This is a genomic window from Photobacterium makurazakiensis (assembly GCF_050336715.1).
GTDB classification, from domain to species: Bacteria; Pseudomonadota; Gammaproteobacteria; order Enterobacterales; family Vibrionaceae; genus Photobacterium; species Photobacterium makurazakiensis.
Window position 1 is genome coordinate 121,853 of the sequence record NZ_JAKJSJ010000012.1, and the last position, 23,163, is coordinate 145,015.

General features: G+C 44.7%; 20 protein-coding genes and 1 other annotated feature. Of the genes, 7 read left to right on the forward strand and 13 right to left on the reverse strand.

What is annotated here, in order from left to right:
* Positions 1-119 precede the first annotated feature (119 nt).
* The 3 genes from recJ to xerD all read right to left on the reverse strand — a co-directional run bounded on the left by recJ (position 120) and on the right by xerD (position 3,793).
* Positions 120-1,844: a single-stranded-DNA-specific exonuclease RecJ gene (recJ, locus tag L4D09_RS05190; protein ID WP_428456433.1), complete on the reverse strand. Its 1,725-nt coding sequence runs from the start codon at positions 1,842-1,844 to the stop codon at positions 120-122.
* Positions 1,845-2,024: 180 nt separating this feature from the next.
* Positions 2,025-2,747 (reverse strand): bifunctional protein-disulfide isomerase/oxidoreductase DsbC, encoded by a 723-nt coding sequence (dsbC, locus tag L4D09_RS05195; protein WP_428456434.1) that lies wholly within the window; start codon positions 2,745-2,747, stop codon positions 2,025-2,027.
* A gap of 149 nt (positions 2,748-2,896) precedes the next feature.
* Complete coding sequence (gene xerD, locus L4D09_RS05200; protein WP_428456435.1) at positions 2,897-3,793, reverse strand: site-specific tyrosine recombinase XerD; 897 nt, start codon at positions 3,791-3,793, stop codon at positions 2,897-2,899.
* Between the two features lie 220 nt (positions 3,794-4,013).
* Here xerD and fldB point away from each other — a divergent pair, with 220 nt between their 5' ends.
* The gene (gene fldB / locus L4D09_RS05205; protein ID WP_428456436.1) at positions 4,014-4,532 is read left to right on the forward strand and encodes a flavodoxin FldB; all 519 of its coding nucleotides are present in this window, start codon (positions 4,014-4,016) and stop codon (positions 4,530-4,532) included.
* 94 nt (positions 4,533-4,626) lie between these two features.
* Here the strand turns inward: fldB and brnQ are convergent, their stop codons facing one another.
* On the reverse strand, positions 4,627-5,937 hold the full coding sequence (gene brnQ / locus L4D09_RS05210) for a branched-chain amino acid transport system II carrier protein (protein WP_428456437.1): 1,311 nt from the start codon (positions 5,935-5,937) through the stop codon (positions 4,627-4,629).
* Positions 5,938-6,302: 365 nt separating this feature from the next.
* On the opposite strand from brnQ, the gene L4D09_RS05215 reads away from it, so the two are divergent.
* Entirely contained in the window at positions 6,303-7,019 is a 717-nt protein-coding gene (locus L4D09_RS05215; protein WP_428456438.1) for a tRNA1(Val) (adenine(37)-N6)-methyltransferase, read from the forward strand.
* 140 nt (positions 7,020-7,159) lie between these two features.
* On the forward strand, positions 7,160-8,380 hold the full coding sequence (srmB, locus tag L4D09_RS05220) for an ATP-dependent RNA helicase SrmB (protein ID WP_428456439.1): 1,221 nt from the start codon (positions 7,160-7,162) through the stop codon (positions 8,378-8,380).
* A gap of 116 nt (positions 8,381-8,496) precedes the next feature.
* Here srmB and yaaA read toward each other — a convergent pair whose 3' ends face one another.
* Both yaaA and L4D09_RS05230 read right to left on the reverse strand, forming a co-directional pair.
* The gene (yaaA, locus tag L4D09_RS05225) at positions 8,497-9,270 is read right to left on the reverse strand and encodes a peroxide stress protein YaaA (RefSeq protein ID WP_428456440.1); all 774 of its coding nucleotides are present in this window, start codon (positions 9,268-9,270) and stop codon (positions 8,497-8,499) included.
* Between the two features lie 129 nt (positions 9,271-9,399).
* On the reverse strand, positions 9,400-10,830 hold the full coding sequence (locus L4D09_RS05230) for an alanine/glycine:cation symporter family protein (protein ID WP_428456441.1): 1,431 nt from the start codon (positions 10,828-10,830) through the stop codon (positions 9,400-9,402).
* A gap of 552 nt (positions 10,831-11,382) precedes the next feature.
* Between L4D09_RS05230 and L4D09_RS05235 the strand changes: the two genes are divergently transcribed.
* The gene (locus tag L4D09_RS05235) at positions 11,383-11,565 is read left to right on the forward strand and encodes a DUF3545 family protein (RefSeq protein ID WP_428456442.1); all 183 of its coding nucleotides are present in this window, start codon (positions 11,383-11,385) and stop codon (positions 11,563-11,565) included.
* Between the two features lie 115 nt (positions 11,566-11,680).
* On the opposite strand, the gene L4D09_RS05240 is transcribed toward L4D09_RS05235, so the two are convergent.
* The 4 genes from L4D09_RS05240 to nfo form a co-directional block, all read right to left on the reverse strand.
* The gene (locus L4D09_RS05240; RefSeq protein ID WP_428456443.1) at positions 11,681-12,217 is read right to left on the reverse strand and encodes a hemerythrin domain-containing protein; all 537 of its coding nucleotides are present in this window, start codon (positions 12,215-12,217) and stop codon (positions 11,681-11,683) included.
* Positions 12,218-12,337: 120 nt separating this feature from the next.
* On the reverse strand, positions 12,338-13,018 hold the full coding sequence (gene ung, locus L4D09_RS05245) for a uracil-DNA glycosylase (protein ID WP_428456444.1): 681 nt from the start codon (positions 13,016-13,018) through the stop codon (positions 12,338-12,340).
* A gap of 60 nt (positions 13,019-13,078) precedes the next feature.
* Positions 13,079-13,219, reverse strand: coding sequence for a hypothetical protein (locus L4D09_RS05250; protein WP_428456445.1), 141 nt, complete (start codon positions 13,217-13,219; stop codon positions 13,079-13,081).
* 174 nt (positions 13,220-13,393) lie between these two features.
* Entirely contained in the window at positions 13,394-14,242 is an 849-nt protein-coding gene (nfo, locus tag L4D09_RS05255; protein WP_428456446.1) for a deoxyribonuclease IV, read from the reverse strand.
* 351 nt (positions 14,243-14,593) lie between these two features.
* Between nfo and grcA the strand changes: the two genes are divergently transcribed.
* The 3 genes from grcA to L4D09_RS05270 all read left to right on the forward strand — a co-directional run bounded on the left by grcA (position 14,594) and on the right by L4D09_RS05270 (position 17,943).
* A complete protein-coding gene (gene grcA / locus L4D09_RS05260) occupies positions 14,594-14,971 on the forward strand; it encodes an autonomous glycyl radical cofactor GrcA (protein WP_428456447.1) in 378 nt (125 codons plus the stop codon).
* Positions 14,972-15,254: 283 nt separating this feature from the next.
* Positions 15,255-16,439, forward strand: a complete 1,185-nt coding sequence (locus L4D09_RS05265; protein ID WP_428456448.1) for a dicarboxylate/amino acid:cation symporter — start codon at positions 15,255-15,257, stop codon at positions 16,437-16,439.
* Between the two features lie 301 nt (positions 16,440-16,740).
* The gene (locus L4D09_RS05270) at positions 16,741-17,943 is read left to right on the forward strand and encodes a dicarboxylate/amino acid:cation symporter (protein ID WP_428456449.1); all 1,203 of its coding nucleotides are present in this window, start codon (positions 16,741-16,743) and stop codon (positions 17,941-17,943) included.
* 77 nt (positions 17,944-18,020) lie between these two features.
* On the opposite strand, the gene thrC is transcribed toward L4D09_RS05270, so the two are convergent.
* From thrC to thrA, 3 genes are read right to left on the reverse strand one after another with little or no spacing between them, the layout of a single operon-like run.
* Positions 18,021-19,304: a threonine synthase gene (gene thrC / locus L4D09_RS05275; RefSeq protein WP_428456450.1), complete on the reverse strand. Its 1,284-nt coding sequence runs from the start codon at positions 19,302-19,304 to the stop codon at positions 18,021-18,023.
* 2 nt (positions 19,305-19,306) lie between these two features.
* Positions 19,307-20,263 (reverse strand): homoserine kinase, encoded by a 957-nt coding sequence (gene thrB, locus L4D09_RS05280; protein ID WP_428456451.1) that lies wholly within the window; start codon positions 20,261-20,263, stop codon positions 19,307-19,309.
* A gap of 1 nt (position 20,264) precedes the next feature.
* Entirely contained in the window at positions 20,265-22,724 is a 2,460-nt protein-coding gene (thrA, locus tag L4D09_RS05285) for a bifunctional aspartate kinase/homoserine dehydrogenase I (RefSeq protein WP_428456452.1), read from the reverse strand.
* Positions 22,725-22,787: 63 nt separating this feature from the next.
* Positions 22,788-22,904: a sequence feature (Thr leader region), on the reverse strand.
* Positions 22,905-23,163: the final 259 nt, after the last annotated feature.

The following is a 23,163-nucleotide window of genomic DNA, read 5'->3' on the forward strand; positions in this document are numbered from 1 at the left end:
AACTTGAAATATTCTGTTTACTCTGATTTGTCAGCAGGTAGCCACACCACTACCTGCAAATATGACAAACACCGTCCATTTCTGGTAATTAGAAATAAATCTGTACGGTATTCGTTCGCCTACAGGGCCGAGAGGTGCTCAATCATTAACTGCGCACTGCAATTACCACGGAACTCGTTCACATCTAAACGGTATACCAATTCAACTTGCTGTACCGAAGCATCAGGCCAGCGGCGCACATCAATATTAAACGCGATACCATCAATCACCCCACCACCTTCTAGTGGCTCAAGCATCACTTTCAGATGCTTCCCGCCGACTAACTTTTGATGCAGTAAACGGAAACGGCCATCAAACATGGGTTCAGGGAATTGTTGTCCCCACGGGCCACCAGCACGGATCAGCTCAGCGGTCTGTAAATTAAGCTCTTGCGAATTCAACGCACCATCGGTAAGCAACACACCTTTCAATGCATCACTATCAAGTTCTTTACGTACAGCAGCATCAAAGGCTTGGCTAAATGCATCCAATTTACCTTCAGACACGGTTAATCCAGCTGCCATCGCGTGGCCGCCAAATTTGAGGATCATACCTGGGTTTTGGGTATCAATGGAATCGAGTACATCCCGCATGTGCAAGCCAGGAATAGAACGGCAAGAACCTTTAATTTCCCCTTTTCCTGCATCAGCAAAAGCAATGACGGGGCGGTGATAAAGTTCTTTGATCCGTGAGGCTAAAATACCGATCACCCCCTGATGCCAATCGCGTTGAAACAGCACAAGACCGTAAGGCATATCTTGTTTGTTAAACTTAAGTCGCTCACAAATCGCCAGTGCTTCTTCTTTCATGCCCTGTTCAATTTCTTTACGGGTTTGGTTTAAGGCATCGAGCTCCGATGCCATTCGACGTGCTGCTTGAATATTGTCACACAACAGCAACTCTACCCCGAATGACATATCATCTAATCGACCTGCCGCATTGATCCTCGGACCAAGTGCAAAGCCTAAATCACTGGCAACTAAACGAGCCGGATCACGATTGGCAACTTCAATCAGCGCTCTGATCCCCGGACGGCATTTACCTGCACGAATACGCTGTAATCCCTGATGCACCAAAATACGGTTGTTGCCATCTAACGCCACGACATCTGCCACGGTGCCCAGCGCGACCAAATCTAATAACTCAGCCAAGTTCGGCTCAGCAATGCCTTGAGCAGCAAACCAACCTTCTTTACGCAGATCAGCCCGTACCGCCAGCATAAGATAAAATGCAACACCAACCCCACACAGTGCCTTTGATGGAAAGTCACACTCATGCAGATTGGGATTAACAATGGCATCAGCCTCGGGCAGCGTATCACCGGGTAAATGGTGATCAGTTACCACCACTTGGATCCCTTTCTCTTTTGCCGCTGCAACACCAGAAATAGACGAGACACCGTTATCCACCGTCATGATCATTTCTGCCCCACGAGCCGCAGCCTGCTCAACCACATCAGGGCTTAAGCCATAACCATCTTCAAATCGGTTCGGTACTAAGTAATCGACATTTCGACTCCCGAGCATTCTCAGTGCGAGGACGGATAAAGCTGAGCTGGTTGCCCCATCGGCATCAAAATCCCCCACAACAATGATCCGGCGTTGCTCTGCCAAGGCCGTTTTTAGCAGATCAACCGCAGGCTGAATACCATGCAGCTGATTAAAGCCCAATAAGTGGCGAGCACCTTTTTCAAGCAGGGTTTCATTGATAATCCCTCGACTCGCATAAATGCGCTGCAGCAAGGGATGTGTGGCATCAGTAAACTGGCTGGTATCCGCCTCAGGACGGCGCTTTATCTCAATCATCAGGATAATCTTATTGGCAGGGAATTCAGTGATTAGAATCGGTCAAAATTCTTACTTATGTTAGGCATTATACGCAAATTGCCTCAACATGCTTACTCAGAAAGTGGTCTCGCTTAGAAAAAACAACCCGAGTCAGCAGACTGACTCGGGTTGTCGAATAAAGCATATTGGATGATTAGATTAGCTTTTGCTATCTAGCATCTTGCGCAGCATATCGGCTGGCTGGTAACCCGGTAGCATCGTACCGTCGGCTAACACCATCGCAGGCGTACCACTCACGCCCATTGCAACACCCAGTTGATAATGCTTACGAACAAGATCCTCACGTTGTTTCACACCGCTAGGATCAAAGCTGCCGTTTTTCGCATCATTCATCGCCTCTGCAGGGTTCTTTGCCCCCCAAATAGCGCTCATCTCACCAAAGTTACGTGAACGTTCACCGCCACGAGGGAAGGCAAGGTATCGGATAGTAATACCAGCATCATTATAGGCTTGCATTTCATTATGCAGTTTGCGGCAATAGCCACAGCTAGTGTCGGTAAAAACGGTGACGACATACTTTTCATCTTTTGCAGGGTAGATGATCATTTCATCTTCCATGCCTGCTAGCTTACCTTTATTCTGCTCCGCCATCTTTTGTTCTGTCAGGTTTAGCGGCTGTACACCATCGTTCTGATAAAGGTGCCCAGCAAGGAAATAGCCACCATCGTCAGATACATACACAATGCCACGCTCAGTAACCACTTCATTAATACCCGGCAGTGGTGAAGAACTGATCGACACTGGCGTAAGCCCAATACCACTCAGCTTACTTGTGATCGCGGCTTCATCAGGCTTGGCTGATGCTGTAAAGGCAGTCATAACCACCGCTGTCGCAAGTAACGTACGGCCAAAAAAGCGCATTCGACGATTTCCTTTCAAAATAAAATAAGATACAGAGTAAGACCTTAAGAGGCTAAAAAACTTTCAAAGTTCAATAAAAACTTACCCTCGAATTTATCATTATAACCAATCCTAATCATAAGCAACCAGTATAAAGACACATAAAACGCTTAGGCTCTTGGGTGATGCGTACCATGCAGCTGTTTTAGTCGCTCGGAAGCAACATGCGTGTAAATTTGCGTTGTCGACAAATCACTGTGGCCAAGTAACATCTGGACTACACGCAAGTCAGCCCCATAGTTGAGAAGGTGCGTCGCAAAGGCATGGCGCATCACATGGGGTGAGAGCGTTTCGGAATCAATACCTGCAATAACCGCATAATGCTTAATTCGATACCAAAAAGTCTGACGTGTCATTTGTTTTGCTCGCCGACTAGGGAATACAACATCAGAGCTTTTTTCTCCTAATAACTGAGGGCGACCAGATTCGATAAACTGCTCAATCCAGTCAATGGCATTCTCCCCCATTGGCACGAGCCGTTCTTTGTCGCCTTTACCCGTCACCCTTACAACCCCTTGCCTCAAACTGACGTTTTCCATCGTCAAGCTAACCAGCTCAGTAACACGCAATCCCGTCGCATAAAGCAGCTCTAACATTGCTTTATCACGTAGCTCGATAGGATCATTGGGATCGGGGGCATCAAGCAGCGCATCGACTTGCTCTTCTGTAATATCTTTGGGTAAGCGTTGGGGTAATTTCGGACTAACCAGCATCGCACTCGGGTCATCGTCACGCACTTTTTCACGATGCAAATACTGGAATAAACGACGAATAGCAGAGACCATGCGGGCACGTGATGTTTGCTTATAGTCAGCATCAAACAGCCACTGCTGATAACGCTGCAGATCATCGACCGAAATGCTATCTAAACTCAGCCCCTGATCATCCACCCAATTTCCCAATTTTTTGAGATCGTTACGATACGACATCAGCGTATTTTCCGATAGCCCTCGCTCCATCCACATCGCATCGAGAAACCGCTCGATGATCACATCATCATTTTCCACTCAAACCTCAATATTCCTATGACTGTGAGTTGGTAAATTATCACCAAACACATGGATAAATACACAGTAGTTATATGGTAGTCGATTTCCCAAATAAAGTAACGACTCTTTACTATTGGGTGAGAACGGCCTCCGATTTGACTCAATATTAGTCAAGCGGCCAGAAGCTAGGTAGAATCGTTATTATTATTGTTTACCCGCAACACATTGGACTCGCAGTATGAAGATTGGCTTATTCTATGGCTCTACCACTTGTTATACCGAAATGGCAGCGGAGAAAATCCGCGAGTGTATTGGTGACGAACTGGTCGAACTGCATAACATCAAAGAAGCAGATACCAGTACCATGAACCAGTTTGACATGCTGATCCTGGGTATCTCGACTTGGGACTTTGGTGAGTTGCAAGAAGACTGGGAAGCGGTGTGGGAACAATTAGACGGGTTACAACTTGATGGTAAGACCGTGGCGCTGTTTGGCTTAGGTGATCAAGAAGGTTATACCGAGTGGTTTCTTGATGCGATGGGTATGCTGCATGAGAAATTGCTACCGACTGGCGCTAATTTTGTTGGCTATTGGCCTAACCAAGGCTATGAGTTTGAGGCTTCTAAAGCTCTAACTGAAGATAAAGAATACTTTGTTGGCTTAGCATTAGATGAAGACACTCAATTTGAGCTCAGTGATGACCGTATTACAACATGGTGCGAGCAAATTTTGACGGAATACAGCGAGACGTTATAAACACGACTCCTGTTGGTCTGAGTACATCATTTGCTAGCAAACAAAAACGGGATGCCTTGGCATCCCGTTTTAGCATTTAAGCATGACTTAATTATTAAGCCGTTTGTCGCTCTTGCTGAGTACTCTTTTTCGCGCCAACGAAATAAGTGATCACAAGCGCAGCAAAGGTCGGCATTAACCATGCCATGCCATAGTCAAACAAAGGTAGCACACGGAAAGCTGACACATTAAAACCAGCCACTTTTGCCGCGTCAATCAAGCTAAATGACAATGCAACAATCATTACAACACGATAAGACAGTTGAGGGTTTGGCAACCACTTACGAATAAACGTCAGAATAACTAGTGCCATTGCAATTGGGTATAGCGCGAACAATGCAGGCAGTGACAATACAATCAACTGATTCAAACCAACGTTTGCTACCACACAACACGTCACTGATAGTAGTACAACCCACTTTTCATAAGACCAGCTTGTTAGTGACGAGAAATATTCAGAGCACGCACTGATCAAGCCAACAACCGTCGTTAAACATGCTAACAGTACGATTAATGACAGCATCATCTGACCCGCTGGACCAAATAGCGCAGCAACGTAAATGGCTAGAATGTCACCACCGTTCGACGCACCCGCTGCGATGTTAACGCTAGTTGCGCCTAAGTAGAATAGCGAGATATATACAAACGCCAGACCTGAAGCAGCAATTAAGCCCGCAAGAATAAGGTACTTACGTGTTGCCGCTTCATCCGTCACACCTTTACTACGTACAGCATCCACAATCACCATACCAAATAGCAGTGCAGCAACAGCATCAAGCGTGTTATAGCCCTCAACAAAGCCTTTAATAAATGGCATGTCGATATAGTCACCTTTCGCCGCTTCAATTGCATCTTGCGGGTTAATCAGTACAGATACGGCTAATACAATTAGTGCAGCAAACAGAATTGGCGTTAGGAATTTACCCACCAAATCCACCAAGTTGCCACGAGAGCGAGAAAGGAACAGCGCAATAGCAAAAAAGACAATAGAAAATAAAGTTAGGCTAAGCTGTCCAGCATCGGTAATAAACGGTTTTACGCCCATCTCGTAGGCAACAAGCCCAGCACGAGGAGCTGCGAACGCAGGGCCAATGACAATAAAAATCATCACCGCAAGGAAAGTGGCCACTTTCGACGGTAGATCTTGTGTCATGCCTTTCCAGCCGCCCGCAACAGCAACAGCAATAATTGCGACTAACGGTAGGCTAACGCCCGTAGAAAGGAAGCCAAGCATGGCTGGAATTAAATGATCACCAGCTTGTTGGCCTGCTTGAGGCGGAAATATGATATTACCTGCACCAAGGAAAAATGCGAAGGTCATAAAACCTAACGCCATGATGTCTGTTACTTTGAGTGTTTTTTTCAAACTGCACCTTCCACTCGTTAATGATGATATGTCTGCATGTGTTATAAGAATTATTAATTTTTTGACCACAAAAAGTTAAAACTGAATGTGACCTTACTCACAGCATAATGACCAAAAAGCGGACAATAAGCAACACAGCAGTCAAAAACACCACAATATAAGGATGGCAGACCAAAAAACCAGTCATATATTCTTATTGGAGATTCCGCACAAGAACATAACACCGATAAAAAACACTTATGAGAAAGATAAAAAACAGAACTAATGACTGGTTAACATTAATTTAACAGCGAGTTACAATGACCACCTCGCAGGTAAACAGGCTATAATAGTAAGTCAAAAAATTTACCGCTACAGGGCATAGAATGGCAAAAGGCTTCACATTCAAACAGTTCCACATCAATGACCATGATTGTGGTATGCCTGTTAGTACTGATGGTGTTTTATTGGGCTCATGGGCCACATTAAATCCACATGGGATCATCGCCGATATTGGAACAGGCAGCGGCTTGCTCGCCCTAATGGCGGCACAGCGTACCCAAACATATTCCCCGTCGATTTTGGCTATCGACATCGATGACAAAGCAGTTGCAGCAGCGCAACGTAATTTTGCTGACTCACCATGGCAAACGCAATTGACTGGACTCGTGGGTAATATCGTTGATTGGTGTGCAAATCAGCCTGCAGGTTGTATCGACACCATCCTATGTAATCCGCCTTACTTTAACAGCGGCGAACAGGCAAACTGCCAAGCCAGAGCAACGGCTCGCCATACTGATTCACTATCACACCAACATTTACTCGATAGCATCAACCACCTGCTATCCGAGACAGGTGTAGCCAATTTAATTTTACCCGAGTATGAAGGCCGCCAATTCATTACACTGGCAAGCAAAATATCGTTAAACTGCTTACGCTTATGTGAAGTCCGCTCTACCGATAAAAAGCTGGTGAATCGATTACTGATCTCGTTATCAAAAGAGCAGAGAGAAACCGTGACAGAGCAGTTGGTGATCCATCAACAAGGCCAATACTCAGCCGAGTTTATTGCTCTAACTCACGACTTCTACCTTAAGATGTAGACAGGGTTTGTGGTTATCATCAAGTTTTCCTACTTTTATCCTTGATAGTTGCCTATAATGCCGCCCCTTATAGATTTAGCCTGAGCCGGCAACCACCGGTAGTAACGGGTATCAGCCTTATTCCTTAGGAGAAATGACTGGTGAGAGACTTTTCCGAATTAGAATTAGATAGTGAGCTGCTGCAAGCCATTGATGAAGCTGGCTACGAGCGTCCAACAGCTATTCAAGCCGAGGCAATCCCTCATGCGCTAGATGGCCGTGACGTATTGGCTTCCGCTCCTACCGGTACCGGAAAAACCGCCGCGTTTCTTCTGCCAATGCTTCAGCATCTTCAGGATTTTCCTCGTAAAAGACCTGGGCCAGCCCGTATTTTGGTACTAACACCAACGCGCGAGCTAGCGATTCAAGTTGCCGATCACGCACGTGCATTATCGAAATATACCAACTTAAAAGTATTCACTATTACAGGTGGTATTTCTTACGATGAACATGCAGAACTACTAGGAAAAACCCAAGATATCGTTGTGGCAACGCCTGGACGTTTGATGGAGTACATTGAATCTGAGCGTTTCGATTGCCGTGCTATCGAATGCCTGATCCTCGATGAAGCTGATCGCATGCTCGATATGGGCTTTGCGAAAATTGTTGAGCGCATCAACCATGAATGTCGCTGGCGCCGTCAGAGCCAACTATTTTCAGCAACGCTTGAAGGTAAAGGTGTACGCGACTTCTCAGAAAAGATCCTAACTGAACCAGTTGAAGTCAACGCAGAACCGCCACGCCGTGAACGCAAGAAGATCCACCAGTATTACCACCGCTGTGATTCAATGACTCACAAGCTAGATCTACTGAAGGATATTCTCGGCGAAGCTGAACGTACTATCATTTTTGTGAAGACACGTGAACGCTTAGCTGAACTTCGTGACCAGTTAGCTTCTATGCAAATTGACTGCTGCTGGCTACAAGGTGAAATGGCTCAGGTATCACGTAACAATACCATTCGTCGTTTCCGCGAAGGCGAAATTAACCTAATGCTAGCCACTGACGTTGCTGCTCGTGGTATCGACCTACCAGATGTGAGCCATGTTATTAACTTCGACATGCCACGCACCTCAGATGTTTACCTGCACCGTATCGGTCGTACCGCTCGTGCTGGTAAGAAAGGAACGGCAGTTTCATTAATTGAAGCACATGACCAATCGATGATTGAACGTGTGGGCCGTTACATGAAAGAAGAAGTGCCAGAGCGTTTTGTTGAAGGGTTACGCCCAGCACACAAAAAACCAGCGACAGTGAAAAAGAAAAAGAAAAAAGACGTAAAGAAAAAAGTCGTCGCAAAAAAGAAAAAGTCGAAAAAATAAGCCCATAAATCTCGGCAACTATTAAGACCTAAATAGAAACGGGCTGGTGATATGATCACCAGCCCGTTTTGTATTCAGCGATTAGCCTGTAAGGCCTATCTCATTTCATTCAATCATTACTGCTCTTCACGCTTAAAGACCAACTCGGTCGCTGTCGACTCTGCAGGTACAAAATAGTAGCCAGCCGTATCGAAAGCTTGCAATGCTTCTATTGAATTAACTTTGTTATCAAGAATATAGCGAGCCATCATGCCACGAGCTTTCTTGGCATAAAAGCTGATCACTTTATAGGTGCCATTTTTGCAATCTTTAAAGACTGGCGTGATGATTTGACCATTAAGCTTCTTCGGCTTCACCGATTTAAAATACTCATTAGAGGCTAAGTTAACCAGTATATTGTCACCTTGCTCAACCAATGCCGCATTGAGCTTATCAGTAATAATATCGCCCCAGAATTGATACAAATTCGTACCACGCTGGTTCGCAAGCTTCGTCCCCATCTCTAAACGGTATGGCTGCATTAAATCTAATGGTTTTAGCAAACCATACAAACCTGAGAGCATGCGTAAGTGTTGCTGAGCATAAGCAAATTCACCCTCATCCATGGTTTCTGCGGCAAGACCTGTGTATACATCACCTTTAAATGCCAAGATGGCCTGGCGCGCGTTCTCAAACGAAAACTCTGGCGTCCATTCCGCAAAACGAGCAGCGTTTAATCCTGCAATTTTATCGCTAACTTTCATCAAACTGGCAATCTGAGCAGGTGTTAGCTCACGACAAACATCAATAAGCTCAGCGGAATGATCGACAAGCTCGGGCTGGGTATATGTTTGCGTAACCAAAGGCGATTCATAGTCTAGGGTTTTCGCCGGTGAAACCACAATAAGCATAAGGATTTCCTTTTTAAACTGACACTTGAAGGTTACCATCAACGCAAAAAAAAACCACGTGATTGTCACGTGGTCTTTTCTATTACTTCCATCGGCATTCTCAATGACGATGGAATCAATCGATAAACACTAGTCTTTCTTCGACTGATCCCAAATGCCTTCTTCAAGCTGCTCATGTAACTCTGGGTAGTCGTTACTATCAAAGGTTGGTACTTTTCCTTGCGCTAACTGTTTGTTGTAATCTTTGGCCAGCTTCACCGCCGTACCAGACAGTAAGACTATCGCGATTAAGTTTATAATCGCCATCATCCCCATCGATACATCAGCCATTGCCCATACCGTAGGCAAGTCAGCCATCGCACCAAACATCACCATGCCCAGCACCACTAAGCGGAAAAGTGTCAGCCCTATTTTATGATTATGTTTTAAGAAAATCAGGTTGGTTTCCGCGTAAGAATAATTAGCAACTAACGATGTGAAAGCAAAAAAGAAGATAGCAACAGCAATAAATATTGAGCCCCAACCACCCACTTGTGAACTTAATGCCCGTTGAGTGAGCTCTATACCAGTGATTTCACTATGAGGTACATATTCACCTGACATTAAGATAATAGCGACAGTCGCAGAACAAATGACAATCGTATCCATAAAAACACCCAACATCTGTACATAGCCCTGAGAGGCTGGGTGTGGTGGATACGGTGTTGCAGAAGCAGCGGCATTCGGTGCAGAGCCCATACCAGCTTCATTAGAGAATAAACCACGCTTCAAGCCATTTATCATGCCTTGGGCAATGGTATAGCCTAAGGCACCCGAGGCCGCCTCTTCAAGGCCAAAGGCACTGCGGAATATTAAGCTCAATACATCGGGAAGCTTCTCGATGTTACTGAACATAATGAATAACGCGAGCAGCAAGTAGCATAGCGCCATCGCTGGAACAAGGATTTCAGCAGTGCGGGCAATTGTACGCAGTCCACCAAAAATGATCACGCCAGCCATTATCACCAGCACGACCCCAACATAGGCTGGGTTCCATCCAAAGGCCACATTCATCGCCAAAGTAATCGAGTTTGCCTGTACCGAATTAAACACCAAGCCAAAGGCAATGATCAGAAAGATAGAAAAGACAACGCCCATCCAGCGCATGCCTAGCCCTTTCTCCATATAATAAGCAGGCCCGCCTCGATAGTTGCCATTATCGTCTCGGGTTTTATACAGTTGTGCGAGTGCGCTTTCTGCAAATGCCGTGGCCATACCCAGCATCGCAATCAACCACATCCAAAAAATAGCGCCAGGGCCTCCTAGCGTTAAAGCAACGGCAACTCCGGCCATGTTGCCAGTACCGACACGGGCAGCAAGGCTAGTACAAAGTGCCTGAAAAGACGAAATCCCTGCCTTGTCAGATTTACGGCTATTTTTCATCACACTAAACATGTGACCAAAGTGACGAAACTGAATAAAGCCCAAGCGATAAGTAAAAAATACGCCAACACCGATTAACAAATAAATCAGTACAGAGCCCCACAACAGATCGTTTAAAAAGTTAATCTGACTTGACACGTCTACCTCTTAAAATTCAATTCAAACTAATCGTTGAACCCGTATAGGTTGAACCATTAGAAATATTAGTCATAGCAAGTGCGGCTTATTGAGACAAACAGCAGTACTACAACCTTAGTTTTATTATGTAATAAATGACAGTAACCACACTCAACGGGTATCCCCGTAATGCACTGCCTGCACAGATATCTTGTTATCGTTATGTGAATATCTGCTACCCAATCTATTTTATAAACGGATGATATTATTGATGCAACTGTAGGTGGCAGATGATCATGCAAAGTTAACCAGTAAAAATCAAGAAGTCACCGCAATCTAAACGCAAAGTTATACGTTATTAACCATTTAATCACTGATATGGCATCTCGCCAGTATTGATTAAACGTCCCATGCCTGTACAACATTCACTCAACCATTCTCCAAAATGAAGGTTTTGAGAGGTCAAACACATAAAAAATTCATGATTTAGCAACAAATGCGAAACACATCAATTTTATGTTTACCCTTCTTATGATATTTATTTGATACCCAACGTGTGAGAAGAGGTGCTCTATGGATAGCTACGCATTCGATGACATTCTTGCAACAGATACACCACGCCGAAGTGCTCGCAGTAAGCCTGTAAAACGTAAATGGCGTGAAATTGAAGCCCTTAAGGACAGACAACGGCTTCGAAAAGAACTTGCAGATATTGATATGTTTAGGGTGAGCCCTAGCGATGATATTGAATTTTAAAGAGTAATCCCCCTAAGCTAATCACAGTCAATTAGGGGCTTCATCTGATGATCGAGTTGCAATCAAAAAGAGTCGGCTTAAACCGACTCTTTTATTTGCTCGCTGCGAATTCAGATCAAGCCTGTAATCGTTCAGCCAAATGCCGAAAACGCTCTGAAACACGTTGACCGAATAGCGGATCGCATTCGCATTCATCGTAATCACGTGATACCGCAAGCCAGTCATCTTGAGTAAAGTGCTGGCGAATAAGCGGAAAAATCTCTTTTTCCTCAAACTCTAGGTGCGATCGCTGCCGCACAACGAAGGTATTAAGCTTATCTGCAAATAGATCCAGAGGGATCACCGCATCCATCAAGATCATATCAACAGTATCTGCAAAGTCATGGGTCAGTTTGGCAAGCTCTTCATGCTCATCTTCAAGGCTCTGCATCTTTCCATTATCATCAGCGTATTTCGATTGATAGTAATGGTAAAGAATATCTTCTTTAGGATGGTGACAGCACTCTGCATGCTTTTGTAAATACTCAACAATATCTTTAATCAAGCTGTAGTTCACTGACTGACCATTGCGTATTGCCGTTAATTTAAACTGCAATACCTTCAACAGTCGGCCGATATAACCATGCTCAGTATGAATGTCATCTAACATCATTGTGTTTACCTCCCAGTAACTTTCTCCATTAGTGAAAGTTTATGCGGGGATGGATAAAATCACTTTGATCTTGATTATTAAATGCACAGATAAATTACATTTCAATCACATTTGGTTTAATTAAATGCAATCTTTTAATGCCCAATTTATTGGTGACTTCTGCATTCCTTCCAGTAATGAATTCGTCTGCGAGAAGTGCTTACACCCAAAGAAGCCTCGATAAGCCGATAGTGGTGATGGATGAGCAGAGCGCAATATATGGTGCTTTTGTGCATCAATCTTCTTACCTTTCTTTTGGGCATGCGCCCCCCAGAGTAAGAAAATCACCCCTTCACATTGATGATCGATAACCTCGATAAGTTTATCGGTAAATGTTTCCCAACCGATTTTAGCATGTGAATGCGCCTTACCTTGCTCTACGGTTAGTACGGTATTCAATAACAGCACCCCTTGCTCCGCCCACGATTGCAAACAACCATGAGAAGGGATAGAAAAGCCAGGAATATCTTCCGCTAACTCTTTATACATATTGGCTAAAGAAGGGGGAACCTTAACACCAGGTCGCACTGAAAAGCTTAAGCCATGCGCTTGATCCGGGCCATGGTAAGGGTCTTGGCCCAGAATCACCACCTTCACAGTTTCTAAGGGTGTTACCTCAAGAGCATTGAACACGTCATCCTGAGGAGGGTAAATAGATTTGCTGGCAGCACGCTCAGCAGTCACATATTGCTCAACATGCTGGAAGTAAGGTTGTTCACGCTCAGCGAGGATCACATCCTGCCAACTCATTTTTGGGCTCATGACTAGGTCCTAATCAACAATAGACCCCACATTCTATACCAAACGCCAGCGGCCGATAATCTACTTCTCATTACGCTTATCTAAAGGTTCTTTCAAAATAGGGACAACGGGCGTCCGCCAATGCCCCCGCCCTTGGTTATACCGGTATGCCTGTGGTAAGCGAGAGATAGTGAGGTTTAAAATCATCATTTCAGTATTCATAGTGCTTCCTTGCAAAAAGTATCAATTTTCGTCCTTACCAATAGAACTATGAAAGAAGAATGCCAACATGAAATAAAATATATAATTCAGCACTATCAATCACTTAAAGCAAAGGTAGTCGTTGGCTTGTCCCTAATTGCACTGAAATGGTGATTATTGCCCCACAGTAGCCCTTTACTTTGCAGGGATAAATGAGCGCAATGTTTCTATTTCTTGTCGCCAAATATCCGGATTAATGGTTTCCAACACCAGCGGTATATTGTCAAAGCGTTGATCTTGCATAAGGTAACGAAAGCACTCCCAGCCAATTTGGCCTTCACCTAAACTGTGGTGGCGATCAAGGTGGCTACCTAGGCCTCCTTTTGAATCATTAAGGTGCATCCCTCGTAAATATTGCATCCCAACAACTTGATCAAACTCCGTAAAAGTGACGTCTGTTGCCACTTCTGTTCGTAAATCATAACCGGCAGCAAAAGCATGGCAGGTATCAATGCAAACCCCGACTCGAGACTTATCTTCTACCTGCGTAATAATTTCTGCCAAATGTTCAAAGCGCCACCCTAAATTACTACCTTGCCCTGCAGTATTTTCTATCACAGCAACAACATCAGGCACTTGTTGATGCGCTAAATTAATCGACTCAGCAATCAAAGCAATACACTCAGTTGCACTGATTTTTTTTAGATGACTACCTGGATGGAAATTCAGTAACGTTAAACCAAGCTGATTACAACGTTCCATTTCATCAACAAAAGCCGCTCGAGACTTCTCAAGCTTCTCTGCTTCTGGGGCACCAAGATTAATTAAATAAGAGTCATGGGGAAGAATCGAATCTGGATTAAACCCATATTGCTGGCAGCGTGCTTTAAATGCAGCGATCACATCATCTTCCAATGGTTTGGCAACCCACTGCCGTTGGTTTTTGGTAAAAAATGCAAACGCATTAGCACCTAGTTGATGCGCATTTTCTGGTGATTTATATACACCACCAGCTGCTGATACGTGTGCTCCAATCAATTTCATTGTCTACTTACTCTCGATAAATGTTGACGTTGCTTACAAACGTAGCTCAATACAAAACAGTCTCTCTTTGCACCGCATTTTACTGTATTCGAGCGCGCTTTCAGCTCTTATTATGTTGTAATTTTACTACAAATGATCGTTTAAACTTTTTTTTAATTAATAAAACTATCATGCAACACCAATGTATATGCGGCTTAATTGACATAGCTCAATAAAACAACCTTATACATTTTAATGTTTTTTGTAGTAACTTGATCTAAATCAATATCATTTTACACATTTCGAGGTATATAATACGCAGCTCGACAATAAAATCGAAAAAATTAACTACATCCTCGGAAGGAGTAAGTCATGATCACAGGTATTCAAATCACTAAAGCGGCAAATGACGATCTACTAAACTCGATCTGGCTGCTAGATAGCGAAAAGAACGAAGCGCGTTGTGTTGTAGCAATCAATGGCTTCGATGCTGACCAAGTAATCCCAGCTGCAGACCTAGGCGAATATGAGTCTCGTGAAGTTGCGATCGAAGCTCCAGCAAAAATTGAAGGTGGTCAACACCTGAACGTTAACGTATTGAAGCGTGAAACTCTTTTAGATGCCGTTGAGCACCCAGAGAACTACCCACAGCTAACTATTCGTGTATCGGGTTACGCTGTACGCTTTAACTCACTTACAACAGAACAACAGAAAGACGTAATCGCACGTACTTTCACTAACAGCCTGTAATTACAGTTCGCTGTCAGTAGAAAAACGGCATCTTAGCGATGCCGTTTTTTATACCCACATTTTTATACTCGTAATAAGTCCTCTCTCTTAAACACTCGCTTGTATCTAAGTTTTGAATTAAATCTCTTCTTTTTGTTATATACATTGCTAATTTGTGATCGAATATTAGGCATTAATGCTAAATAAAGCGTACATTCCCAGCATTGCCTACCATCAATAATTTGTATGCACGGGCAATAAACGCAACGGAGTTACATATATAACAACAATTTGGAGCCCATACATGAAGTTAATTTTCAAGCTTATCGCTGGTATATTATTCGGTATCCTGATCGGATTTTATGCCCCTGACATTATTATCCGCGCTTTGCTAACCATCAAACTCCTCGGCGGCCAGCTCATTGGTTTCACCATTCCGCTTATTATTCTGTTCTATATTACCAGTGGGATTGCCAGTCTTCCGAAAAACTCTGGTTCACTGCTGAGCAAAACTGTCGCCCTTTCTTATGGCTCCACCATTATTGCTGGTAGCCTCGCCTTTCTTGTTGCCAGTACCGTTATTGCAGGGATCCCAGAAACTGTAACCTCTGGTGCTGAAAGTGCTAATAAGCTAACAAGTTTTATCACTCTTGAAATCCCGCCGATGTTTGGTGTCATGACTGCGCTGGCAACCGCCTTCCTGTTTGGACTGGGTATTAGCATTACTGATAGTAAGCCATTAAAAACAATTGCTGAAGATGGCCGTGGGATCATTGATTTATTACTCGCAAAAGTCATCATCCCTTTCCTACCATTCTATATTTCAGGGGTCTTTGCTGAAATGGCGGCCGACGGCACCGTCTTTTCGACCTTAAAAACCTTTGGTGTCGTGTTAGCGCTGGCTATCTTTATGCATTGGGCATGGCTGACAATCCAGTACACCGTTACTGGTCTGGCTTTAGGCCATTCTCCATTCAAGCTTCTTAAAACCATGCTCCCTGCTTATTTTACAGCGATTGGTACCATGTCATCGGCAGCCACCATCCCTGTGACACTGCGCCAGACCAAAGAAAATGGCGTCAACGATTCCATTGCAAATTTCACCATCCCATTATGTGCCACAATCCACCTTTCCGGATCGACCATTACGTTGGTGATCTGCTCAACTGCCGTGATGGCACTAAGCCAGCACATTGCAATCCCATCACTTATCGAGATGCTGCCATTTATCATGATGCTTGGCGTTACGATGATCGCCGCCCCAGGCGCACCTGGTGGTGCGGTTATGGCTGCTCTAGGCTTGATGTCGACAATGCTCGGGTTTGGAGAAGCAGAGCTAGCACTGATGATTGCACTGTACATGGCACAAGACAGTTTTGGCACAGCTTGTAACATTACTGGAGACGGTGCGATTTCACTTTGGGTAAATAAGTTTGCCAAGCAGTCTCCTCAACCTGAGACCGCTCAGCAAACACAGACTAATAGTTAAATCAAACCAATCACTTATTAACGTCTTCTGTCAATAGCAGGTATACCACCTGCTATTGATATGCTGCCTAGCACGCAAAAAACGCCCATTCATACCTATTTACACCCATCACCTTAATGCATGTCAAAGAAATAACCGTTATGGGGATATTTACTGCATGCAATTTCATTTTTGTAGCTAGTACGACATAAAAAGCCCGCTTTTTTGGCATCCTACTTCTAGAAGTGATAAAACTCCGTTCGCTTAATTATGACTAATTAATTTTCTGGATTTTTTAAACTCCTCAATAGGAACGTTGGCGATGAAACTAATTCTAAAACTCATTGCAGGTATTGTAGCTGGTATTCTTGTCGGCCTATTTGCACCTGATGTACTCGTGCAAATCCTCATAACAATGAAAGCGCTGATCAGCCAGCTGATTGGTTTTACCATCCCTTTATTAATTCTATTTTTTGTTACCAGCGGCATTGCTAACCTTCCCAAGAACTCCGGTAAATTACTGGGTAAAACTGTCGGCTTAAGCTATATGTCGACAATGTGTGCTGGTGCAATGGCCTACCTTGTTGCCAGCCAAGTACTGCCTTCGGTACTGACTAGCCCAGGTGAAGTCAGTAATGCGGTTCGTACGCTTGCCCCGCTGATTGATTTAAAAATCCCACCGGTTATGGGGGTGATGACTGCGTTAGCTATCGCCTTTATCTTTGGCTTGGGGATCAGCGCAACCAACAGTGAGCAACTAAGAAAAGCGAGTGACGAAGGCCGTAATATCATCGAGCTTTTCCTATCGAAAGTAATGGTGCCATCTTTACCGTTTTACATTTCTGGCGTATTTGCCGATATGACGATTCAGGGTACTGTTTTCTCAACCTTGAAAACCTTCACCTTTGTACTGATGCTGATTATTGCCCTTCACTGGCTATGGCTAAGCTTCCAGTTTATTACCACAGGTGCACTACTGGGTCGCTCACCACTTAAGTTACTGAAAACAATGATACCTGCTTACGTAACAGCAATTGGTACTATGTCTTCTGCCGCGAGTCTGCCAGTGACTCTACGTCAAACCCAAGAAAATGGGGTGAAGAAGCCAATCGCTAACTTTGTGATCCCACTGTGTGCCAACATTCACATGTCGGGCTCTGCGATTAGCATCACATCGGTGTGCGTGGCCGTTATTCTAGTGACAGGCAACGCCACCGTGCCAAGCTTCCTTGAGGCACTGCCATTTATTGGCATGTTGGGTATTACAATGGTTGCCGCGCCGGGAGCACCGGGCGGAGCTGTAATGGCAGCCGTTGGTCTACTGGGATCAATGATGGGCTTTACCGAAGCGATGATTGGCTTACAAATCGCCCTGCACCTAGCTCAAGATGGCTTTGGTACAGCATGTAATATTACCGGTGACGGTGCGCTTGCTATGTGGGTGGATAAGTTTGCAGAAGAGCCAGAAGACATGCTGTCGGATACCATGCCAACAGATACGGAAACAAGCTCGCAAACTGTATAACGCCAATATATAAACGACAGAAATAGCAAAAGGGAGCCCATGGGCTCCCTTTTCTTATACGGTAATCTGACGCCTAATTACTGGACTTGACGTAACACGGCTTTCATTTGTTCAAAATCGTTTTCACGCTCTAGAGACAATAATTCCATCGCATTATGCTTCGCCAAAGGGGCTGGAAGTTCAATGTCTTTTTCAAGGATCTCATCAACCACTTCTTTGAACTTTGCAGGGTGAGCGGTACATAAAAATAAGCCCGTTTCACCTTCAGCAAGCTGCTCGGTTAGCACACGGTAAGCGATTGCACCGTGCGGCTCGCACAAGTAACCTGCTTGATCCATTGCTTTCAATGTTTCGGCGGTTTGCTCATCATTTACTGCACCGTAACCTAGCTCGTCTAGCCCCCAACCTTTAAGCCGGCACAGCTCTTCAATACGAGGCCAGTTATTTGGTTGGCTTACATCCATCGCATTAGAAATAGTGGCGACCGTTGGCTCTGGCGCCCAAGTTCCCGTTTTCAGGTAACGAGGAACCGTGTCATTCTCATTAGTTGCCGCAATGAATCGTTTCACAGGCAAACCAATCGCTTTCGCAAGCAAGCCAGCCGTTAGGTTGCCAAAGTTACCGCTCGGTACTGAGATAACAAGTTCGTTGCGTTGTGCTTTTGGTAATTGGGCAACAGCTTCAAAGTAATAACAAATTTGCGCCATTAAACGGCTGATATTAATTGAGTTCGCAGAGTTTAGGCCAATTTCTTGACGTAACTCAGCATCATCAAACGCTTGCTTAACCAAAGCCTGACAGTCATCAAATGTGCCTTCAACCGCGACGGTAGTAATATTGCCACCAAGCGTACAGAACATCTTTTCCTGTAATGGGCTGATTTTTCCTTTCGGATACAAAATCACAACTTTTATGTTGTCCATACCATAAAACGCATGTGCAACAGCAGCACCGGTATCACCCGATGTGGCAGTCAGTATCGTAATACGTCCATCGGTGTCCGTTACCGCCGCCAGTGACTGCGCCATGAAACGCCCACCAAAGTCTTTAAATGCCAAGGTTGGACCATGGAATAGTTCCAATGCATAAATATCATCTGTCACTTTCGCAACCGGTGCTGGGAATTGGAAAGCATTGCCAACCATTTGCCCCACCGTTTCCGCAGACAGTTCTTCACCAATAAAAGCCGATAATATTTTACTGCTACGGCTGTTGAAGTCCATATCGAGTAATGCATCTACATTATCGAAATAAGGCAGTTCAGTTGGGAAAAATAAGCCTTGGTTACTACCAAGTCCTTGGCGCACAGCCTGCCCAAATGATACTTGTTCTTGATGGTTTTTTAAGTTGTATAGCTTCATGGTTACAGCTCACTTCCTGTTACTTTCGAGCCCTGTCCGTCTAAACGACAAACATGGACAAATCCTTCATCATTCTGAACATAATGATCTTGCAGCCAACGTGCAATACGTTTTGCTACTTCAAGGTCATTACACACACTAAACATCGTTGGTCCCGAGCCAGATATTCCACTAGCCAGAGCACCAGCACCCAGTGCGTATTGCCGCGCATCTGAGAAGCCAGGCAACAAACGTTCACGGTAAGGTTCAGCGACAACATCTTTGATCATTTGTGCTGCGAGTTCAGGTTGTTGAGAATGGCAGGCATGAATAAAGCCACCAAGGTAACGACCATGTGCAATGACATCTTGGCGACGGTATTGCGATGGTAGAATTGCACGCGCTTCTGCCGTCGGTACTTTTATACCTGGGTAAGCCATAACCCAGTACCATTCGTCAAAACAAGGCACCGATTGGCTAATAATCCCCAGCTCTTCGACCATGAACTGCAACCCACCTAGATAGCAAGGTGCAACATTATCATAGTGAAGGCTACCGGATATTTCTGCTTCCATCTCTCCCATGAGAGCTAATAGCTCGGTCTCATTAAGTGGTTGGTCATGAAAGCGATTCAACGCATCCAGCGCAGCAACAATTGAACAAGCACTCGAGCCTAAACCTGAGCCAATTGGCATGTTTTTTTCAAGCGTCATGACAACAGGCTTTAAAGCTTGGCCTTGTTTATCTAACTCCCGGCCAAAAACCTGCCAGCAACGGTAAACAATATTTTCTTCAGCTTGCTGTGGCAATTTATCAACAAAGCGGCCAACGCATTCCAAAGCAAATGGCAGATCACCAGCAGCAACCTTTACCCGATCCCCCAACAGCGTACCGTCAATGGGTGATACCGCAGCACCAAGTACATCAAATCCCACGCTGACATTACCGATAGAAGCTGGCGCATAAACAACGACACTCATGTTATACCCCCAATTTCCAGCCAAGTGTACGCATCAGATCCGCAAACACACCAGCGGCCGTCACTTCTGTACCTGCGCCGTAACCGCGCAATACCAGAGGAATTGGCTGGTAATAGCGGCTGTAGAATGCCAATGCATTTTCACCATCTTTAATCTTAAACATCGGATCATCTGGATTCACTGCTGCAATCTTAACGAAGCAACGTCCCTCATCGATTTCACCCACATAGCGCAGTACTTTATTCTCTTTCGCAGCCTCAGCAGACAGCTGTTTGAAATAGGCATCAGCTTCTGGCAAACGTGCCATAAAATCATCAACTGAACCACTATCATCAAAACCAGGTGGTAGCGCTTGCTCAACCACAACGTCTTCCAGCTCCAGCGCTAAACCCGATTCACGAGCAAGAATAAGGAGCTTGCGCGCGACATCCATCCCAGAAAGATCATCACGCGGATCAGGTTCAGTGAACCCATTATCACGCGCGACTGTTGTCGCATCACTAAAGCTCATACCTTCATCTAGCTTGCCAAAGATATAAGAAAGCGAACCCGATAAAATGCCAGAAAAACGCTCGAGCTCATCACCCGCAGCCATTAGGTTTTGTAGATTTTCGATGACTGGCAAGCCTGCGCCAACTGTGGTGTCATACATAAATTTACGACGTGTTGAACGTGCCGCTTGGCGTAACTGTTGGTAATAAGCCATGCTTGCAGTATTTGCTTTTTTGTTTGGGGTGATCACATGGAAACCCGCAGCCAAATAATCTGCATACTGCTCGGCAATGCCTTCGTCTGAGGTACAGTCAATAATGACAGGGTTAATAATGTGGTTGCGTTGTACCAACTGGATCATTCGCGCTAGGCTCAATGGCTCCTCTACCTGACCCATTAAATCGCGCCAGTTATCAAGCTCTAAGCCATTACTATCAAGTCGCAAACCTTTACTGTTGGCTAAACCACAGACTCGGATCTCAATACCATTTTCTGACAGTTTGGCTTGCTGGCGACGGATCTGTTCAACTAACTCACCACCAACACCGCCGACCCCAATCACGAAAACATCAAGGAAGTGCTTACTGTTAAATAAGTTTTCGTGACAAGCTTTCACCGCTTCTGACACTTTCACGTCGGGAATAACCGCCGAAATAGCTCGCTCTGATGAGCCCTGAGCAATGGCAACAATGTTAACGTCGACTTCAGCCAGTGAAGTAAAGAAGCGCGAAGCAACACCACGAGAAGTGCGCATACCGTCACCAACCAAGGTAACAATTGCCACTTTATCCATAAATTCAACAGGCTCAAGGAAGCCTTCTTTCAATTCAAGTTCAAAGTTATCTTGTAGCGCCTGTTGCGCACAATCTTTATCGAGACTCTCAATGCAGAAACTAATGCTATATTCCGATGAAGATTGCGTGATCAAGACAATTGACACACCAGCAGCCGACATGGCGCCAAAGACCCTTGCCGCCATACCCACCATGCCCTTCATGCCAGGACCTGAAATATTAACCATCGTCAGATCTTTTAGGGTTGTGATCCCTTTAATATCTAACTGATCTTCCCCTGTATCAAGGCCAATTAATGTACCAGCCCCCTGAGGGGTAAAGCTGTTTTTAATCAGACAAGGGATATGAAATTGAGCAATTGGTGCAATGGTTTTCGGGTGTAAAACAGAGGCACCGAAATAAGAAAGCTCCATCGCTTCTTGATAGCTAAGTGACTTCAATAAGCGAGCATCTGGCACCAAGCGAGGATCACAACTGTAGACACCATCGACATCAGTCCAAATTTCACAACACTCTGCACGTAAACACGCGGCTAATACTGCTGCGGAATAATCTGAGCCATTGCGACCAAGCGTTACTAGCTCACCTTTTTCATTGCCCGCAGTAAAGCCAGGCATAATATTAACGTGTCCGGCTGGAAGTGGATCGCGCTTAAAGTTTTGCGTCGAGACTTCAATATCTACATGCGCTTCTAAGTAATCGCCTTCGGCATAAAGGTAAGCAACAGGATCAATCAAGCTCGCGGGTTGGCCTTTTGCTTCTAATAGCGCTTTCATTGTGGCAATAGAAAGGCGCTCACCCTTACTGATAATTTTGGCATACACATTATCAGGGCAAAGGCCAAGTAATTTGATCCCATGCACATATTGATTCAGCTGGCCTAAAGAGCTAGCAAGCTTGCTATCCAATGCTGCTTTATCAAATGCAGGTTCGACTTCCTTTAGGCCAGAGAACAGCGCCTTGAATACCGACTCAAGATCAGCCAACTGTAATTCAGATTCGCCATGTTGAACCGTACTGTCAATGACCGACACCAGTTTGTTTGTTACTTTGCCCGGCGCTGATAGCACCACAGACACTTCACCCTGCTGCGCATTATTCGCAATAATGTCTGCCGCTCTTGAAAAACGGTCGGCGTCTGCCAACGATGAACCGCCAAACTTTAATACTCGCATTCCCTACTCCCAACTTCCTTAACCAGATCTCTGCACATACAGAGCAAAACAATTTCAATAGTTAAAAAAAAAGCCCACACCTTGGAGGGTGCGGGCTTTTTTTAAATTTCTCTACGCATCAGCCCGCCCCAACACACATGGTGCCGGTAATAATGGTGGTGGTAATAATTGAGCTGATTACGTTAAACATAGCTATCCTAAAAAACGGCCAATAGTTTGTATTCATTTACGTTTACCGGAATAACGGCAGTGAGTCAACTATAAATCACATTTACGATGGCGACATCATTAGCAAACCGTGCAATAAAACAACATCAAAGTATGTTTAAGACGCATAAAAAGCCGCAATTGATTGCAGTTCTCTCGCTCTCAATGCATAGTATTGCTGTGTCTGTTTTTTATACAATTTGCCTATTGGGTAAATCAGTGCCAAAAATAC

Excerpts from the sequence above, each read along its gene's own strand:
- recJ (WP_428456433.1), bottom strand. The coding sequence starts at position 1,844 with ATGATTGAGATAAAGCGCCGTCCTGAGGCGGATACCAGCCAGTTTACT.
- dsbC (WP_428456434.1), bottom strand. The coding sequence starts at position 2,747 with ATGCGCTTTTTTGGCCGTACGTTACTTGCGACAGCGGTGGTTATGACT.
- fldB (WP_428456436.1), top strand. The coding sequence starts at position 4,014 with ATGAAGATTGGCTTATTCTATGGCTCTACCACTTGTTATACCGAAATG.
- L4D09_RS05215 (WP_428456438.1), top strand. The coding sequence starts at position 6,303 with ATGGCAAAAGGCTTCACATTCAAACAGTTCCACATCAATGACCATGAT.
- yaaA (WP_428456440.1), bottom strand. The coding sequence starts at position 9,270 with ATGCTTATTGTGGTTTCACCGGCGAAAACCCTAGACTATGAATCGCCT.
- L4D09_RS05235 (WP_428456442.1), top strand. The coding sequence starts at position 11,383 with ATGGATAGCTACGCATTCGATGACATTCTTGCAACAGATACACCACGC.
- L4D09_RS05240 (WP_428456443.1), bottom strand. The coding sequence starts at position 12,217 with ATGATGTTAGATGACATTCATACTGAGCATGGTTATATCGGCCGACTG.
- ung (WP_428456444.1), bottom strand. The coding sequence starts at position 13,018 with ATGAGCCCAAAAATGAGTTGGCAGGATGTGATCCTCGCTGAGCGTGAA.
- L4D09_RS05250 (WP_428456445.1), bottom strand. The coding sequence starts at position 13,219 with ATGAATACTGAAATGATGATTTTAAACCTCACTATCTCTCGCTTACCA.
- nfo (WP_428456446.1), bottom strand. The coding sequence starts at position 14,242 with ATGAAATTGATTGGAGCACACGTATCAGCAGCTGGTGGTGTATATAAA.
- grcA (WP_428456447.1), top strand. The coding sequence starts at position 14,594 with ATGATCACAGGTATTCAAATCACTAAAGCGGCAAATGACGATCTACTA.
- L4D09_RS05265 (WP_428456448.1), top strand. The coding sequence starts at position 15,255 with ATGAAGTTAATTTTCAAGCTTATCGCTGGTATATTATTCGGTATCCTG.
- L4D09_RS05270 (WP_428456449.1), top strand. The coding sequence starts at position 16,741 with ATGAAACTAATTCTAAAACTCATTGCAGGTATTGTAGCTGGTATTCTT.
- thrC (WP_428456450.1), bottom strand. The coding sequence starts at position 19,304 with ATGAAGCTATACAACTTAAAAAACCATCAAGAACAAGTATCATTTGGG.
- thrB (WP_428456451.1), bottom strand. The coding sequence starts at position 20,263 with ATGAGTGTCGTTGTTTATGCGCCAGCTTCTATCGGTAATGTCAGCGTG.
- thrA (WP_428456452.1), bottom strand. The coding sequence starts at position 22,724 with ATGCGAGTATTAAAGTTTGGCGGTTCATCGTTGGCAGACGCCGACCGT.